Source organism: Arthrobacter sp. 01T414 (assembly GCF_056398965.1).
The window spans coordinates 67,452-80,292 of sequence record NZ_JBFTQK010000006.1 but is presented as its reverse complement, the minus strand read 5'-3'; the positions used below and the strand labels follow the sequence as shown (position 1 = coordinate 80,292).

The following is a 12,841-nucleotide window of genomic DNA, read 5'->3' as shown; positions in this document are numbered from 1 at the left end:
TGAACGGGTGGGGCTACTTTTTACGGAACGTTGCAGGAGCGTTATCCGGCGGTCGGGAGATTTGCCCGGAAAACCAGAAGATGAGTAACCCCAGAACGTACCCGAGGACCGCTGCGTAGTTGACGATTAGCCGGGCCCCGAACCAAGCCTCCGGCGTAAAGGACGCCGGGATGCTTAGGGCCGCGGCCGCCGCACCCACCAGGGTAACGACGGCACCGGCCCGGACCAGCCGTGGCAGCGCCGCCCTGATGGTCGACAGCAGGGGAGGCAGCAGGACAAGTGAAACAAAGGCCGGATAGCTGCGTCCGGCCGCCGCGTAGAGCGGGGCAAGGACCGCGTTTCGGCCGCTGTCCGTCAGATCCTGGAGCCCGGCCGATGACCCCCGGGTGTCCATTAGGAGGAACGTCACCGCCACCGCCAGACAGGCCGCTGCCATGCCCCAGCGGCCGGCGCGGCCGGTGATCAGGTCCCTGGCGCGGGTAGCCCCCAGCCCCTTGGCCAGCCGCTGCCCCACCAGGAAGACCATCCCGAACACGATGAAGCGCAGGGCCAGATTGGTGAGGTTAATGCCTCCCAGCGCACCATCGATCGCGGCGTAGGGTCCGTCGATGCTGAGCAGGCTGCACACCGTGGCCAGGAACAGGATCCCGAAAACAGCCCTGTTACGTCCGCGCAGGGCATCCGGCAGACGCAGCAACAGAACCAGGCCGCAGATGATCAGCGTGCCCCATTGGAGCATGTCCACCTCCTATTCATTCTGGCTGTGCTGTCCCTGGCGTCGGGGCCCTTGCGTGCTCTCCCTTGGCTACGTCGCGGCTATCGCGGGGCCGTCGTCGAGGGCCCCGTCGAGGTTCCCCCGGGGCCTGGAATCTTTCCCGCCGCCGTCCCCGGCCGGCGGCGACTGGCCGCCACCCGCGACAGCCAGATCACCGTCAGTCCTAGGCTCAGGCCGATTACCGCGGTGAAGTTGATCTTTGCCTGCACACCGCTTGTGCCCGGCACGACGAAGGGAAACACGGCGGCGGCAATCAGCGCCGCGCATCCCAGGGACAAGAGCGCGGCACCGACCCGGAGCGCGGCGGGCAAGCGGCGGCTCACGGCACGAACCGTGGCCGGCAGCAGGCAGGCCGCGACGAACGCGGGGTAGACCCTTCCGGCCGTCCCATACAGCCCGATCAGTTCGGCATTCGCGGCGCTCCGCAGGGGAAGTCCGTTGAGTCCGGTGGAGGAGCCTTCGGTGTCAGCCAAGACGAAGCAGACGGCGGTGGCCACCGCGATAGCGCCGAGCACGGCGAGCCCGAACGGCCCTGAGACACGGCGGACACCCTTCCCGTCATCGAACGCTTTCGCCGTCCGGTAGCCGGCCAAGGCCACTGCCCCGTAGGTAAGGAACCTCAAAATCAGGTTGGCGTAGTTGGCACCCCCGAGCCAGGAGTCGACGGCCAGATACGGCCCGTCGATGCTGAGCAGGATCGCGCAGGCGGAGAGGAAGAAGGCGCCGAAAATCGAACGGTTGCGGCCCGCGACCGCGTCGGGAATACGGGCGAGGGCCACCGCCCCGCAGATCGCCAGGGCAAGCCACTGCAGGACCGCGATCATTGCTTTGCTCCGGCGGACCGGGGTCGCGGCAGGCGCTTCGCTAAGGTCGCGGCGATCATCCCAGGTTCTCCCAGATCTTCTCGGTTTGCGCCCGTTCCTGTTCCTGGCGGCGAAGCACCTTGCCGAGGGTCTGCAGCCGCTCTCCGGCCAAGGCAACCAGTTCGCCGTCGGACAGCGCATCCAGGGCAGCCTGCCGGGCATCCGTTGGCCAGCCGGCTTCAACCTCGGTGATCAGCCCTGTCGCCACAAGACCGCCGGCGAGGCCCACGCCGGCCGCCCGCGAGGTGGCGACGGCAAGTTCGGGCGAGAGCCGGTTGGCCGTCAATTGGGCGGAATAGTTCTGTGGCGCGACGCCGGTGGCGGCGGAGACCCGGTGGCGGAGTTCGCCGTCGTCGATGGCATCAACCCAGTTCCGGACCGAGGTGGCATGCGGCGCCGGGCTGAGGGCGTGGGGCTGCCGCTCACCTTGTTCCTGATCGGCGGAGCGGGAGATGACGGCCCGCAGCAGGTCCATGGTGGCGACCTGGCTGACGAGTTCGGCCGCCGTGGGAGCCTGCGCCAGCAGGGTGAGATCCGCGTAGTTCTCAAACGAGGCCAGGGCGTCTGCAGGGTTGATGCCCAGCGCCCGGCTGATGCTCACTACCGTGCTTTCGGCTACCTTGCCGCGCACCAATTGCTGGGCCAGCGTGGTCCGCTTGACGCCGGAGACCCTGCAGATGTCAGCCGTGCTCGCGGTCGGGGCAACGCCATGAAGCCAGAGTTGGAACGCTTTGGCGGGTACGGGCATCTATGACTTTCTGCAGGTTCGGTCGGGCGCGGGCTGGGTCAAAGTTCGCTGCTTGGCCGCGACCCCGCGGGAGGAGTGCGATGCCGCGGCCCTCACATCATCATAATTCTTTAGCCGCGATGTTCTCTCGACCCGGCACGGGTTGCGCGTCGGCCACGGGCGGGCAGTTTCGCGAACCGCGCGTCGCGCGGCCACCCTTCCCAGCCAAATCAGTGACAGGCCCACCATCAGTCCGAGCACCCCAGCCAGGCTGATGATGTATTGGATGAAGGCCAGGCGCTGGGGCAGGAGGTCGCTGATGGGCAGAAGGATCATGGCGGCGGATCCGGTCGTCAGGAGTGCCGCTCCGCCGCGGACGAGACGCGGCAGCCGGGATCGAAGGACCTTGATGGTCGCCGGCAGGAGGCAGGCCGCTACGTATGCCGGGTAGAGCCGGCCGGCCGTCGTATAGAGGGCGATCAGCTGGCGGTTAGGGCCGCTCTGGTCCGGCAGCGTGGACAGTCCCACCGAGGTGCCGGCGGTATTCGCCATCAGGAACGGCACAGCGGTGGCGATACAGATGGTTGCCAGCGCCGCCAGGCCCACGGGTCCGAGGAGTAAGCGGAGGCTGTGGGTGTTTTCAAAGCCCTTGACAATCTTGTACCCGGCCAGCAGGACGGTCGCGTAAACCACATACCGGAGCAGCAGGTTGGCGTAGTTGTTGGAACCCAGGAAACCGTCGATCAGTGTGTAGCTCCACTGAATGCTCAGGAGCATGCCCACCGTGACGAGCAGGAAGATGCCGAAAAGTGAGCGGTTTTCCCCGCGCAGCGCCGCTGGCATTCGGAGGAGGGTGATCAGGGCACAGACAGCCAGGACGAACCATTGCAGGGCACTGATCATGGGCGTTTCCTCTTCCAATGTGTCCGCACGTGCTTCCGCTGCGCGTCTTCACTCACGAGGGTCCGAGACGCTGGCGATTTTGCCGGGGAACCCAATTCAACTATGCTAGATGCTCGAACCCGCTGGTCCGTACACCCCCCAAGTCCGGACCAGCGGGTTCTTCTATGCCCGGCGGAATGTGGGCGGATTTGAACGGATTTTTCGGCCCGGACGGCTGCCAGCGTCAGGCCCTTCTGGGCGGCGGTGAGAGAATGGACTAATGACTGCAACCCTTGTTGCCAAGGACCTTTCCGGTGGTCACGACCACCGGACCCTCTTCTCCAAACTCTCCCTCACCGTCGCGCCGGGCGACGTCGTCGGCGTCGTGGGCGCCAACGGAGCCGGCAAGTCCACGCTGCTGCGGCTCTTGGCCGGCGTCGACCAGCCGCAGGAGGGCACGGTAAGCCTCGCCCCGGCGGACGCTTTCGTCGGCTGGCTGCCGCAGGAGCATGAACGGATCGACGGCGAAACGGTGGCCGGCTACATCGCCCGGCGGACCGGATGCGGCCAGGCTACGGCGGACATGGAGTCCACCGCGGAGGCGCTGGGCGGCGGTGCTCCGGGCTCCGAGGACGCGTACTCGGTGGCGTTCGACCGCTGGATGGCGTCCGGTGCCGCGGACCTGGAGGAGCGGATTCCGCCGGTGCTCGCGGACCTGGGCCTCGAAGTGGGACCCGACGCCGCGATGACCGGGCTCTCCGGCGGCCAGGCCGCCCGGGTGGCGCTCGCGGCCCTGCTGCTGAGCCGCTTCGACATCGTGCTCCTGGACGAGCCCACCAATGACCTTGACCTGGGCGGCCTGGCCAAGCTGGAGTCCTTCGTGCAGGGCCTGCGGGGCGGCGTCGTCCTGGTCTCGCACGACCGGGAGTTCTTGGCCCGCTGCGTGACCACGGTGGTGGAACTGGATCTGGCCCAGAACGCCGTCGCTGTTTACGACGGCGGCTACGAGGCGTACCTGGAAGAACGCGCCGTCGCCCGCCGGCATGCCCGGGAACGCTACGAAGAGTTCGCCTCCACCAAGGCGGACCTTGTCTCCCGCGCCCGCACGCAGCGCGAGTGGAGTTCGCAGGGTGTCCGCAATGCGATGAAGAAAAGCCCGGACAATGACAAGATCCGGCGGGCGGCGAACACCGAGTCCTCGGAGAAGCAGGGCCAGAAGGTCCGGCAGATGGAGTCGCGGATCGCCCGGCTCGAGGAAGTCGAAGAGCCCCGGAAGGAATGGCAGCTGCAGTTCAGCATCGGGGCGGCACCAAGGTCCAGCGCTGTCGTCGCGACGCTGCGGGACGCTGTGGCGCGGCAGGGTGACTTCACCCTGGGGCCGGTAAACCTGCAGCTCAACGCTGGCGAGAGGATCGGCATCACCGGGCCCAACGGGGCGGGCAAGTCAACCCTGCTGCGGCTGCTGCTGGGCGTGCAGCGGCCCGATGCCGGGGACGCCTCGATGGGCGCCTCCGTGGCGGTCGGGGAAATCGACCAGGCCCGCGGGCTGCTGGCCGGCCACCTCAAACTCGCGGACGCGGTCGAGGCGGTGCTGACGGACCAAACCCCGGCGGAGGTCCGGACCCTGCTGGCCAAGTTCGGGCTCAAAGCCGACCACACCTCCCGGCCCGTTGACTCACTTTCACCCGGCGAACGGACCCGGGCCGCGCTGGCACTCCTGCAGGCCCGCGGCGTGAACCTGCTGGTCCTCGACGAACCGACCAACCACCTGGATCTTCCCGCGATCGAGCAGCTCGAAGAGGCGCTCGAAAACTACGACGGCGCCCTGTTGCTCGTTACGCACGACCGACGGCTGCTGGAAAACGTGCGCCTGGACGTGCGCTGGAACGTCGTCGACGGCGTCGTCACCGAACTGCTGGGCGCGAGCGCCCCGAAAGGTACCAACACATGAGCATGGACCGGGTTGCCTGGAGCTCCCTTTACAACATCACCCGCGCCTCCAGCGGGTCCAAGCCGTTCTCCAAGGAGCTCCTCAAGCGCGTGTTCGGCTTTGCCCGCCCGCACCGCGGCCGGCTGATCGCCTTCGTGCTGCTGTCCATCGTGATGGCGGTCCTGGCCGTCGCCACGCCGGTGCTCGCCGGCCAGGTGGTGGACGCGATCATCGCGAAGGCGGCTGCCGGAACCGTGATCTGGCTGGCCGTGCTGATCGCCATCGTGGCGGTGGCCGAGGCTGGCCTGGGCCTGGTCACCCGCTGGCTGTCCTCCACCATCGGCGAGGGCGTGATTGTCGACCTGCGGACCAAGGTCTTTGACCACGTGCAGAAGATGCCCATCGCGTTCTTCACCCGGACCCGCACCGGGGCACTGGTCAGCCGGCTCAACAATGACGTGATCGGCGCGCAGTCGGCCTTCGCCGGCACGCTCTCCGGCGTCGTCAGCAACGTGGTGGCGCTGGTCCTCACGCTTGTGGTGATGCTGAACAAGTCCTGGCTGGTGACCGTGCTGGCCATGATCCTGCTGCCGATCTTCCTCATTCCGGCCCGCCGGATGGGCTCCAAGCTGGCCGAACTGCGCCGCGAGGCAGCCGAGCACAACGCCGCCATGGGCACCCAGATGACGGAACGTTTTTCCGCCCCCGGCGCCACTTTGGTGAAGCTCTTCGGCCGGCCGGACGAGGAATCCCACGAGTTTGCACTCCGCGCCGGCCGGGTGCGGGACATCGGCGTCCGCACCGCGATGCTCCAGTTCACCTTCGTGACCGCGCTGACCCTCGTCTCCGCGCTGGCCCTGGCCCTGGTGTACGGACTCGGCGGCTGGCTGGCCCTCGGCGGCCAGCTCGCCGCGGGCGACGTCGTCGTGCTGGCGCTGCTGCTCACCCGCCTCTACGCGCCGCTCACCGCGCTCTCCAACGCGCGGGTGGAAATCATGAGCGCGCTGGTCAGCTTTGAGCGCGTGTTCGAGATCCTGGACCTCAAGCCGCTGATCCAGCAAAAGCCGGACGCGGTGGAATCGCCGCGCGGGCCGCTCGCGGTGGAATTCGACGACGTTCGTTTTTCCTACCCTTCGGCTGACAAGGTGTCGCTGGCCTCTCTTGAGGACGTCTCCACACTGGATACCCGCGGCGGCGAGGAAGTGCTGCACGGGATCAGCTTCCGGGTGGAGCCCGGGCAGACCGTGGCCCTGGTCGGGTCCTCGGGCGCCGGCAAGTCCACCATCGCCCAGTTGCTCTCCCGGCTGTACGACGTCGACTCCGGCGCCGTCCGCTTCGGCGGCATCGAACCCGGCACCGCTGTGGACGTCCGCGACCTCACCTTCGATTCGATGCGCCAGACGCTGGGCATGGTCACGCAGGACGGTCACCTGTTCCACGAGAGCATCGCCTCCAACCTGCGCCTGGCCCGTCCGGGGGCCAGCGAAGAGCTGATGTGGGACGTGCTGCGCCAGGCCCGGCTCGAGGACATGATCCGCTCCCTGCCGGACGGCCTGGACACCGTGGTGGGGGAGCGCGGCTACCGGCTCTCGGGCGGCGAACGGCAGCGCCTCACCATCGCCCGCCTGCTCATCGCCCAGCCGCGCGTTGTGATCCTCGATGAGGCCACGGCCGCACTGGACTCCACCAACGAGGCCGCGGTGCAGGAGGCGCTCGGCGCGGCGCTCGAAGGCCGCACCGCCGTCGTGATTGCCCACCGGCTCTCCACCATCCGCGCCGCCGACGCCATCCTGGTAGTCGAGGACGGCCGGATCGTGGAGCGCGGCACGCACAACGAACTGCTCGCCGCCGAGGGACGCTACGCGGAGCTGTACCGGACCCAGTTCGCCGAGGCCACCGCGGTAGCGGCGGAGTCGGTGCCGGAACTCTAGCCCTTCCGCTCCGGCTTCGCGCCGAGGGCGGGAAGCACATGGTCCGTGAGGAGGGGCGCCAGGTCGTCCGGCAGCGCGGCGGTCAGGTCCAGCCAGCGGATTTCGGCGATCTCGGCCGACGGGCGCGCGGTCCAGCTGCCTGCTGCGCTACCCAGGGTGGGCGCGGTGAACACCGTGGCTTCAATCTGCGTGGCCGCCTCATTGGCCGCCTCGGCCAGCCAGATTCCGAACGGCGCAAGGTCCTCGGGCGCGACGATGATGCCGACCTCCTCCTCGAGTTCGCGGGAGGCTGCCTGTGCCGCGGTTTCGCCAACTTCGGGCTTGCCGCCCGGATGCATGAACTTGTCAGTGCCGCGCTTGCGGACCGTCAGGAGCCGGCCGGCGTCGTCAAAAACGCAGACGGCGGACACCACGATGCGGGGATTCACGCCCGTTCTGGTGAGCACGGATTCGAGCAGGAGGTCCTTGGCCGGGCCTGTGACGTCCCAGCGGTAGCGGAACTCATCCGGGCCCAGTCGGGTGTAGTCGACCCGGTAGGTGTCCGGAGCGCACCAGTGCTGGTCCCGGTGGTCCCGGACGCCGAAGCCCATCCGGTGGAACGCGCGGCCGTCGGAGAAGAACATGTCCATCGTCTCCGGCGATGCCGACGGCTTGAGGAGATACTCGCGGCTGGCCGGACCGTGAAAAGGCGTGCCGCCGGCCGGGTTCCACTGCACGATGCCTTCTTCGCGGAAGCAGAGGCCGCCGTCGTCGGTTTCAGTGAAGCGGACGACGCCGGTGAAAGTGCCGCGGCTGCCGGTGGCCCGGTCCAGCATGGTGCGGGCCACGGTCCAGTTGCCCAACAGGTAGGCGCGGAGGTCCTGGTGCTGGTCACGGCTCCGGTCAACGCGCGGGGCAAAGTCCGGTCCGTCGCGCGGGGCAAAGTCCGGGCCGTCGCCCGGGGTCTGGGAGTTCAAGTGCCCTCGATTGGAATCGAACCAACGACACCGGCTTTAGGAGAGCCGTGCTCTATCCACTGAGCTACGAGGGCGGGCGTGCAGTCGGTCGGCCGTCGGCCGGCCCGTCCGGCACGGATACAAGCATACAAGGTGGGGACGCGTACTACGCTCTTGGCATGACAGCCTCTGCCCCGACGGTTTCCCGGGAGCTCCTCTACTTCCCGGACGTGGCCTCCACGCGGTTCTATCTGGGCGCGCTCGCGAAATTGAGCGTGCTGCAGTATTTCGTCGCCGAAGCGGCGGTGATCGGTGCCTGGGCGGGGCCGGAGCCGTACAGCCGCCGCACCGGCTACATCAGCGACCTCGGCGCCCTTGGCTGCGGCGAGTTTTCCGGCCGGGACGTTTGCTCGCCGGCGCACCTGCTGATGAACGCCTCGTTCGTGGTGCAGGGGATCGGCATGATGGTCGGGGCGCTGCTGCTGAGCTCGGCCGTGATCGGTATTGCGGCCCGGGCCGGAGTGCGGCTGGCAGTGGCGCCCGGGCGGCGCTCGCCGTCGGTCGCGGCGTTTGCCGCCCGCTCGCTGAGCCTGACCGCGGGTGCCGGGACGGTGATCGTGGGCCTGGTCCCGGAGGACGCCGGTTCCGGCTGGCATGTGGCCGGCGCGGTCATGTACTTCGCCGCCGGCGGCCTGGCCCTCCTGGTGGTGGGCTGGCTGTGGCGCAAGCAGACGCCGCTGGGCTGGTTCATCTTGGCCTGCGGCGCCGTTTCGCTGGCCGCGCTGATCACCGGCGGCGTGACGGGGATGCGGGTTCCGGAACCGGGCACGCTGGAACGGCTCATGGGGTACCCCATCACCATCGGCATGGCGGCACTGGGGCTGGTCGTCGCGCAACGCGTCCGGCAGGAGCTCGTGGCCCGGAAGCGGGCGCGCGTGGCCGCAGCCGGCGGCAACAGGACGTGACCGACTCCGCCGGCTGGGCGGCGGCAGGCCCCGGCCCCGAAGGGAAGTGCGCCTAGGCCAGGCGGCCGAGGCGATTCTGTGTCGCAGGGGTGTCTTACGCCTCATTTGTGCGCAGGGTTGCACTATCATGAGGGCATTCGCCGGAACGCTCCGGTGCCTCGTGCGGGAGATTGGGTACAGCGCACGCCGAATTGCCGACTTGAAGTCTGTGGGGGCACATGTCTGAACAGTTATTCGCGCCGCGCCTGGCTGCGACTGTCTTCGGCGACCACAACAGTGCTCCTTCACGCCGGGTCGCGGGCCGTCGGGTCGCTGCCCGATGACAGTCGAAGCCCCCGTTGCGCCGGAGGGGCAAATCCCCGAGGAAGCGCCCGGCGAGCCGGTCATTGGCGTCCGGCTGCTCGAGGGCGGCATCATTGAAGTCGAGCTGCCGCATAACCGGGAGATCGAGGGCCCGGAAGCGCGCGTGGCCGGTGAGACAGTCCGCATGCTCGCCGGCGGCGAGAGGGTTCCGGTGCTCCTGGTCATCTCCGGCGTCGTCGGGGTCAGCGTGGAAGCCCGCCAGGTTTACGCCAGTTCCATTGCGGCGTCGGCGTTTGCGCTGGTAGGGGAGAGCCCCGTGGACCGCGTCATTGCGCATTACCTCCTGCGCTCAAGAACCGAAACAATCCCGGCGGAGTTTTTTCTTTCCCGCACGGTTGCCCTCGAGTGGTTAAGGCCTTATACGAGTGAAAAGTGATGTTCCAGACCCCCGGCTCCATGCGCTTGTCGAGGGCATTGTCCGAATCGCGAGCGGCGACCTAAGTACCCGGATCCCGCACTCCGGTGCCCGAGACGACGTCGCGGCTGTCATCGCGGGCATCAACCTGATGGCCGACGACCTGCAGACCATCTACCAGGAGCTCGAGGAACGCGTCGAGAGCCGCACCGCCATGCTGCGCCAGGCCCAGGTTGAGCTCGAGCGGATGGCGCTGACCGATCCGCTGACCCAACTGGCGAACCGGACGGCGCTGAACTCGGTGCTCAGCCACGCGCTGGCGGAGACGTCGCGCGGCGAGATGCCACCGGCCCTGCTCATTCTCGACCTTGATTCCTTCAAGGGCATCAACGACACCCTTGGCCACAGCGCGGGGGACGACGTCCTGCGCGTGATCGCCCGGCGGCTTCAAGACGCGGTCCGGGTGACCGATACCGTGGCGCGGCTGGGCGGAGACGAATTCGCCGTCATGCTTCCCAAATCCAACCTGGTGCGGGCCCGGCGGGTCGCCAACAGAATCCTCAAGGCGCTCAGCGAGAGCCTCGAGATCGGGGACCTGCGGGTCACCTGCGGCACCAGCATCGGCGTCCGCGTGGCCGAGCCCGGCCAGTCCGCCGACGACCTGGTGATGGAGGCCGACACAGCCATGTACGCGGCGAAGGCGCAGCCGCACAGCGGGATCAAGGTCTTCGAACCCGCGCTGTTGTATGCCCGCAGGCTGCAGAGCCTGATGGTCACGGAGATGCGCGAGGCGATCCTCGAGGATCAGCTGACCCTGCATTACCAGCCGGTTGTGGAGCTCGCCACCGGGCGGATTGAAGGCGTCGAGGCGCTGGTCCGCTGGAACCACCCCGAACGCGGGCTCCTGATGCCGGACCAGTTCATCCCGCTGGCGGAGGAAACCGGGATGATCGTGGAGCTGGGGCACTGGGTGCTGCGCAACGCGGTCCGGCAGCTCCGGGACTGGCAGGACCGGCTGGCTCTGGACAGCGAGTTCTCCGTCCGGGTCAACATCTCCACCACCGAACTGCAGAACCTCGAGCTCATTGAGCACGTCCAGGACATCCTCCGTGAGACGGGCGTGGATGCCGCGAACCTCATCATCGAACTGACCGAGTCCATGGCCGTCACCGGCGGCGACGTGGACAAGTACTCCCTGAGCGGGCTGCGGCAGCTGGGCGTGCAGCTCGAAATCGACGATTTCGGTACGGGATATTCGTCCATCAGCTACCTGCGCCGGCTCCCGGTGAACGTGGTCAAGATCGACAAGAGCCTGATCGACGGGCTGGGAACGGACGAGGAGCAGGGCGGCTTTGTCGAGGCCGTGCTGCATTTGATCCACGCCTGCGGGCTCAAAGCGGTGGCGGAAGGAATCGAAACCGCCGAGCAGGCCGAGGAACTGGTCCGGCTGGGCTGCGGCAGCGGCCAGGGTTACTACTTCGGGCGGCCAGCGCCCGCCGAAGCCATCGAGGCGCTCATCAGCCAGGACAGCTCTATTTCGCAGTAATTGTTTCTTGAGGAACGACGGCGGTGTTGGGTCTTGGGGGTGGCTTGGGCCGCTGAACTCGTGCCAGACAAGAACAAAGGGCGGGAACCGGAGTTAACTCCGGTTCCCGCCCTTTGCGGTTGCTGACTCCGTTAGTTCTTCGGGGTGGAGTTCGGCCAGTACTCGACAGCTACTACGGTCTGTCCGGCGTTGTCACCGGTGGCGGAGACAGCGGAGGCGGCCGACAGGCCAGCTGCAGCCAGCGCTCCGGCTACGAGGAGGGTAGCGAGGGTTTTCTTCATTTAGAACTCCTGTTACGTGTGGGGCGGATGTGACATGCGTGGTGCAGGATCATCATAGGGGTTTTCGACACGCCACCGTGTAACGATTTGCCGCGGGGGCTCAGCGCTTGTGATATCTGAACAATCTCGTCAGGTGCGATCGCGGATATTTGCGCGCCGCGTACGCATTAGCGCTTGTTGGCACCGATAATTGATTCATGCATTCCGTTTCACCCCGATACGCAGCCGCTGAGCTCCGAGCGCACGAGCATCGCAGCAATCACGCCTTCGCTGAGGCGGCTGGCAGTGCAGAGCGGGCTGCGGAAATAGCCCTCCGCGACGGGAATTACGACTCTTGGTGGAGCATGACTTTCCTTCAGGCTGAGAACCTCCTGGATGCAGGGCGCTTTGATGAATGCGCGGCATTGGCGAGCCGCCTCATCGTTGATCAAACGGATGCCTCGAACCTTCACGATCAAGCGAGGACACACATCCTGCTTGCTAAGGCTAGCCAGGGCGCGGGCCTACTCGAACAGGCTGCTGCCGCGGCTCGGAATGCGGTTCAGCTAACGACCGGAGAGTCGGAGTCAGAGATCAACATCAAAGCGAGGCAGGCTCTGATTGCAGCCTTGGCCGATGGTGGAAGGCTTCCTGAGGCTTGGGAGGAGAGTAAACGTCTCGCGGGCGTCGTTTCCGACGATGTCGACGACCAGTTGGCCGGCAAAGCCTATTGGGTCATTGGTAATGTCGCATTTCTCTTCGACAAGATCGAGGAAGGCCTGCGGTACCACGAACTTGCGGCAACTACGTTTTCGCCCACGAAGAACTTGGACGTGTGGGCGAAATTCAACAAAGCCTCGGCGGCCATGCGCCTTGCGGCGAACGTCGCGGATGGCGACACATTGCGTTGTATCGAACGAGCCGAGCTGGCGACGGACGTCATTGGCGGGAGCGAGGCCGACCTGCTCCTTTTGAAACGGAACAGGGCTCACTGGAGCTACCTGGCAGGCGACGCGGAATCGGCTATTGCAGCGTTGGAGGACATCCGATCAACGGCAAAGAGCCTTACACCTCAGACTCTCGGTGATATCTGCCTTCTGCTGGGGAGGGCATACCTCGCAGCCGGTGAACTGGCTATGGCGCGTCAGGCTCTTTCGGAAGCTGTGAGCCACTTCGAGAGCGCAGGTGCGTCCGCACGCGCTGAGCAAGCCAGAACCATCCTCAGGAACGAAGTGGGCCGGGACACGCTATGGTCCTGGCTGCTTCGCGTCACAGGCTTCGACCGGAGCTGACTCCCCCTCCTGAGCAT

The 12,841-nt window shown here is 66.9% G+C and carries 12 protein-coding genes, 1 tRNA gene and 1 pseudogene; 6 read left to right on the top strand and 8 right to left on the bottom strand.

What is annotated here, in order from left to right; translation table 11 throughout:
• Positions 1 to 13: 13 nt before the first annotated feature.
• From AC1DK9_RS13915 to AC1DK9_RS13900, 4 genes are all read right to left on the bottom strand, one after another.
• Positions 14 to 739, bottom strand: a complete 726-nt coding sequence (locus AC1DK9_RS13915) for a hypothetical protein (RefSeq protein ID WP_476916295.1) — start codon at positions 737 to 739, stop codon at positions 14 to 16.
• Between the two features lie 77 nt (positions 740 to 816).
• On the bottom strand, positions 817 to 1,599 hold the full coding sequence (locus tag AC1DK9_RS13910) for a hypothetical protein (protein ID WP_476863367.1): 783 nt from the start codon (positions 1,597 to 1,599) through the stop codon (positions 817 to 819).
• A gap of 55 nt (positions 1,600 to 1,654) precedes the next feature.
• Complete coding sequence (locus AC1DK9_RS13905) at positions 1,655 to 2,386, bottom strand: hypothetical protein (RefSeq protein ID WP_476863366.1); 732 nt, start codon at positions 2,384 to 2,386, stop codon at positions 1,655 to 1,657.
• Entirely contained in the window at positions 2,387 to 3,268 is an 882-nt protein-coding gene (locus AC1DK9_RS13900; RefSeq protein WP_476916294.1) for a hypothetical protein, read from the bottom strand.
• Positions 3,269 to 3,527: 259 nt separating this feature from the next.
• Between AC1DK9_RS13900 and AC1DK9_RS13895 the strand changes: the two genes are divergently transcribed.
• Both AC1DK9_RS13895 and AC1DK9_RS13890 read left to right on the top strand, forming a co-directional pair.
• On the top strand, positions 3,528 to 5,198 hold the full coding sequence (locus AC1DK9_RS13895; protein WP_476916293.1) for an ABC-F family ATP-binding cassette domain-containing protein: 1,671 nt from the start codon (positions 3,528 to 3,530) through the stop codon (positions 5,196 to 5,198).
• Positions 5,195 to 7,108, top strand: coding sequence for an ABC transporter ATP-binding protein (locus tag AC1DK9_RS13890; protein ID WP_476916292.1), 1,914 nt, complete (start codon positions 5,195 to 5,197; stop codon positions 7,106 to 7,108). Before AC1DK9_RS13895 ends, AC1DK9_RS13890 begins: the two co-directional genes overlap by 4 nt.
• On the opposite strand, the gene AC1DK9_RS13885 is transcribed toward AC1DK9_RS13890, so the two are convergent.
• The 3 genes and pseudogenes from AC1DK9_RS13885 to AC1DK9_RS13875 all read right to left on the bottom strand — a co-directional run bounded on the left by AC1DK9_RS13885 (position 7,105) and on the right by AC1DK9_RS13875 (position 8,138).
• A complete protein-coding gene (locus AC1DK9_RS13885) occupies positions 7,105 to 7,536 on the bottom strand; it encodes an NUDIX hydrolase (RefSeq protein ID WP_476916407.1) in 432 nt (143 codons plus the stop codon). The two genes, AC1DK9_RS13890 and AC1DK9_RS13885, sit on opposite strands and share 4 nt — an antisense overlap.
• Positions 7,537 to 7,554: 18 nt before the next feature.
• Positions 7,555 to 7,950: pseudogene (locus tag AC1DK9_RS13880) on the bottom strand (DUF6314 family protein); the annotation flags it as partial.
• 115 nt (positions 7,951 to 8,065) lie between these two features.
• Positions 8,066 to 8,138: transfer RNA gene (locus AC1DK9_RS13875), tRNA-Arg, on the bottom strand.
• An 84-nt stretch (positions 8,139 to 8,222) separates the two neighbouring features.
• On the opposite strand from AC1DK9_RS13875, the gene AC1DK9_RS13870 reads away from it, so the two are divergent.
• The 3 genes from AC1DK9_RS13870 (at position 8,223) to AC1DK9_RS13860 (ending at position 11,272) form a co-directional block, all read left to right on the top strand.
• The gene (locus AC1DK9_RS13870; protein ID WP_476916291.1) at positions 8,223 to 9,008 is read left to right on the top strand and encodes a DUF998 domain-containing protein; all 786 of its coding nucleotides are present in this window, start codon (positions 8,223 to 8,225) and stop codon (positions 9,006 to 9,008) included.
• A gap of 319 nt (positions 9,009 to 9,327) precedes the next feature.
• Positions 9,328 to 9,747, top strand: coding sequence for a DUF7793 family protein (locus AC1DK9_RS13865; protein ID WP_476916290.1), 420 nt, complete (start codon positions 9,328 to 9,330; stop codon positions 9,745 to 9,747).
• On the top strand, positions 9,737 to 11,272 hold the full coding sequence (locus AC1DK9_RS13860; protein ID WP_476916289.1) for a putative bifunctional diguanylate cyclase/phosphodiesterase: 1,536 nt from the start codon (positions 9,737 to 9,739) through the stop codon (positions 11,270 to 11,272). The genes AC1DK9_RS13865 and AC1DK9_RS13860 overlap by 11 nt, the downstream gene beginning before the upstream one ends.
• Before the next feature lie 131 nt (positions 11,273 to 11,403).
• Here AC1DK9_RS13860 and AC1DK9_RS13855 read toward each other — a convergent pair whose 3' ends face one another.
• Positions 11,404 to 11,553: a hypothetical protein gene (locus tag AC1DK9_RS13855; RefSeq protein ID WP_476916288.1), complete on the bottom strand. Its 150-nt coding sequence runs from the start codon at positions 11,551 to 11,553 to the stop codon at positions 11,404 to 11,406.
• Between the two features lie 344 nt (positions 11,554 to 11,897).
• Between AC1DK9_RS13855 and AC1DK9_RS13850 the strand changes: the two genes are divergently transcribed.
• Positions 11,898 to 12,824: a hypothetical protein gene (locus AC1DK9_RS13850; protein ID WP_476916287.1), complete on the top strand. Its 927-nt coding sequence runs from the start codon at positions 11,898 to 11,900 to the stop codon at positions 12,822 to 12,824.
• Positions 12,825 to 12,841: the final 17 nt, after the last annotated feature.

Coding starts and splice junctions, on each gene's coding strand:
- AC1DK9_RS13855 (WP_476916288.1), bottom strand. CDS start 11,553: ATGAAGAAAACCCTCGCTACCCTCCTCGTAGCCGGAGCGCTGGCTGCA.
- AC1DK9_RS13850 (WP_476916287.1), top strand. CDS start 11,898: ATGACTTTCCTTCAGGCTGAGAACCTCCTGGATGCAGGGCGCTTTGAT.
- AC1DK9_RS13890 (WP_476916292.1), top strand. CDS start 5,195: ATGAGCATGGACCGGGTTGCCTGGAGCTCCCTTTACAACATCACCCGC.
- AC1DK9_RS13870 (WP_476916291.1), top strand. CDS start 8,223: ATGACAGCCTCTGCCCCGACGGTTTCCCGGGAGCTCCTCTACTTCCCG.
- AC1DK9_RS13900 (WP_476916294.1), bottom strand. CDS start 3,268: ATGATCAGTGCCCTGCAATGGTTCGTCCTGGCTGTCTGTGCCCTGATC.
- AC1DK9_RS13910 (WP_476863367.1), bottom strand. CDS start 1,599: ATGATCGCGGTCCTGCAGTGGCTTGCCCTGGCGATCTGCGGGGCGGTG.
- AC1DK9_RS13905 (WP_476863366.1), bottom strand. CDS start 2,386: ATGCCCGTACCCGCCAAAGCGTTCCAACTCTGGCTTCATGGCGTTGCC.
- AC1DK9_RS13865 (WP_476916290.1), top strand. CDS start 9,328: ATGACAGTCGAAGCCCCCGTTGCGCCGGAGGGGCAAATCCCCGAGGAA.
- AC1DK9_RS13915 (WP_476916295.1), bottom strand. CDS start 739: ATGCTCCAATGGGGCACGCTGATCATCTGCGGCCTGGTTCTGTTGCTG.
- AC1DK9_RS13895 (WP_476916293.1), top strand. CDS start 3,528: ATGACTGCAACCCTTGTTGCCAAGGACCTTTCCGGTGGTCACGACCAC.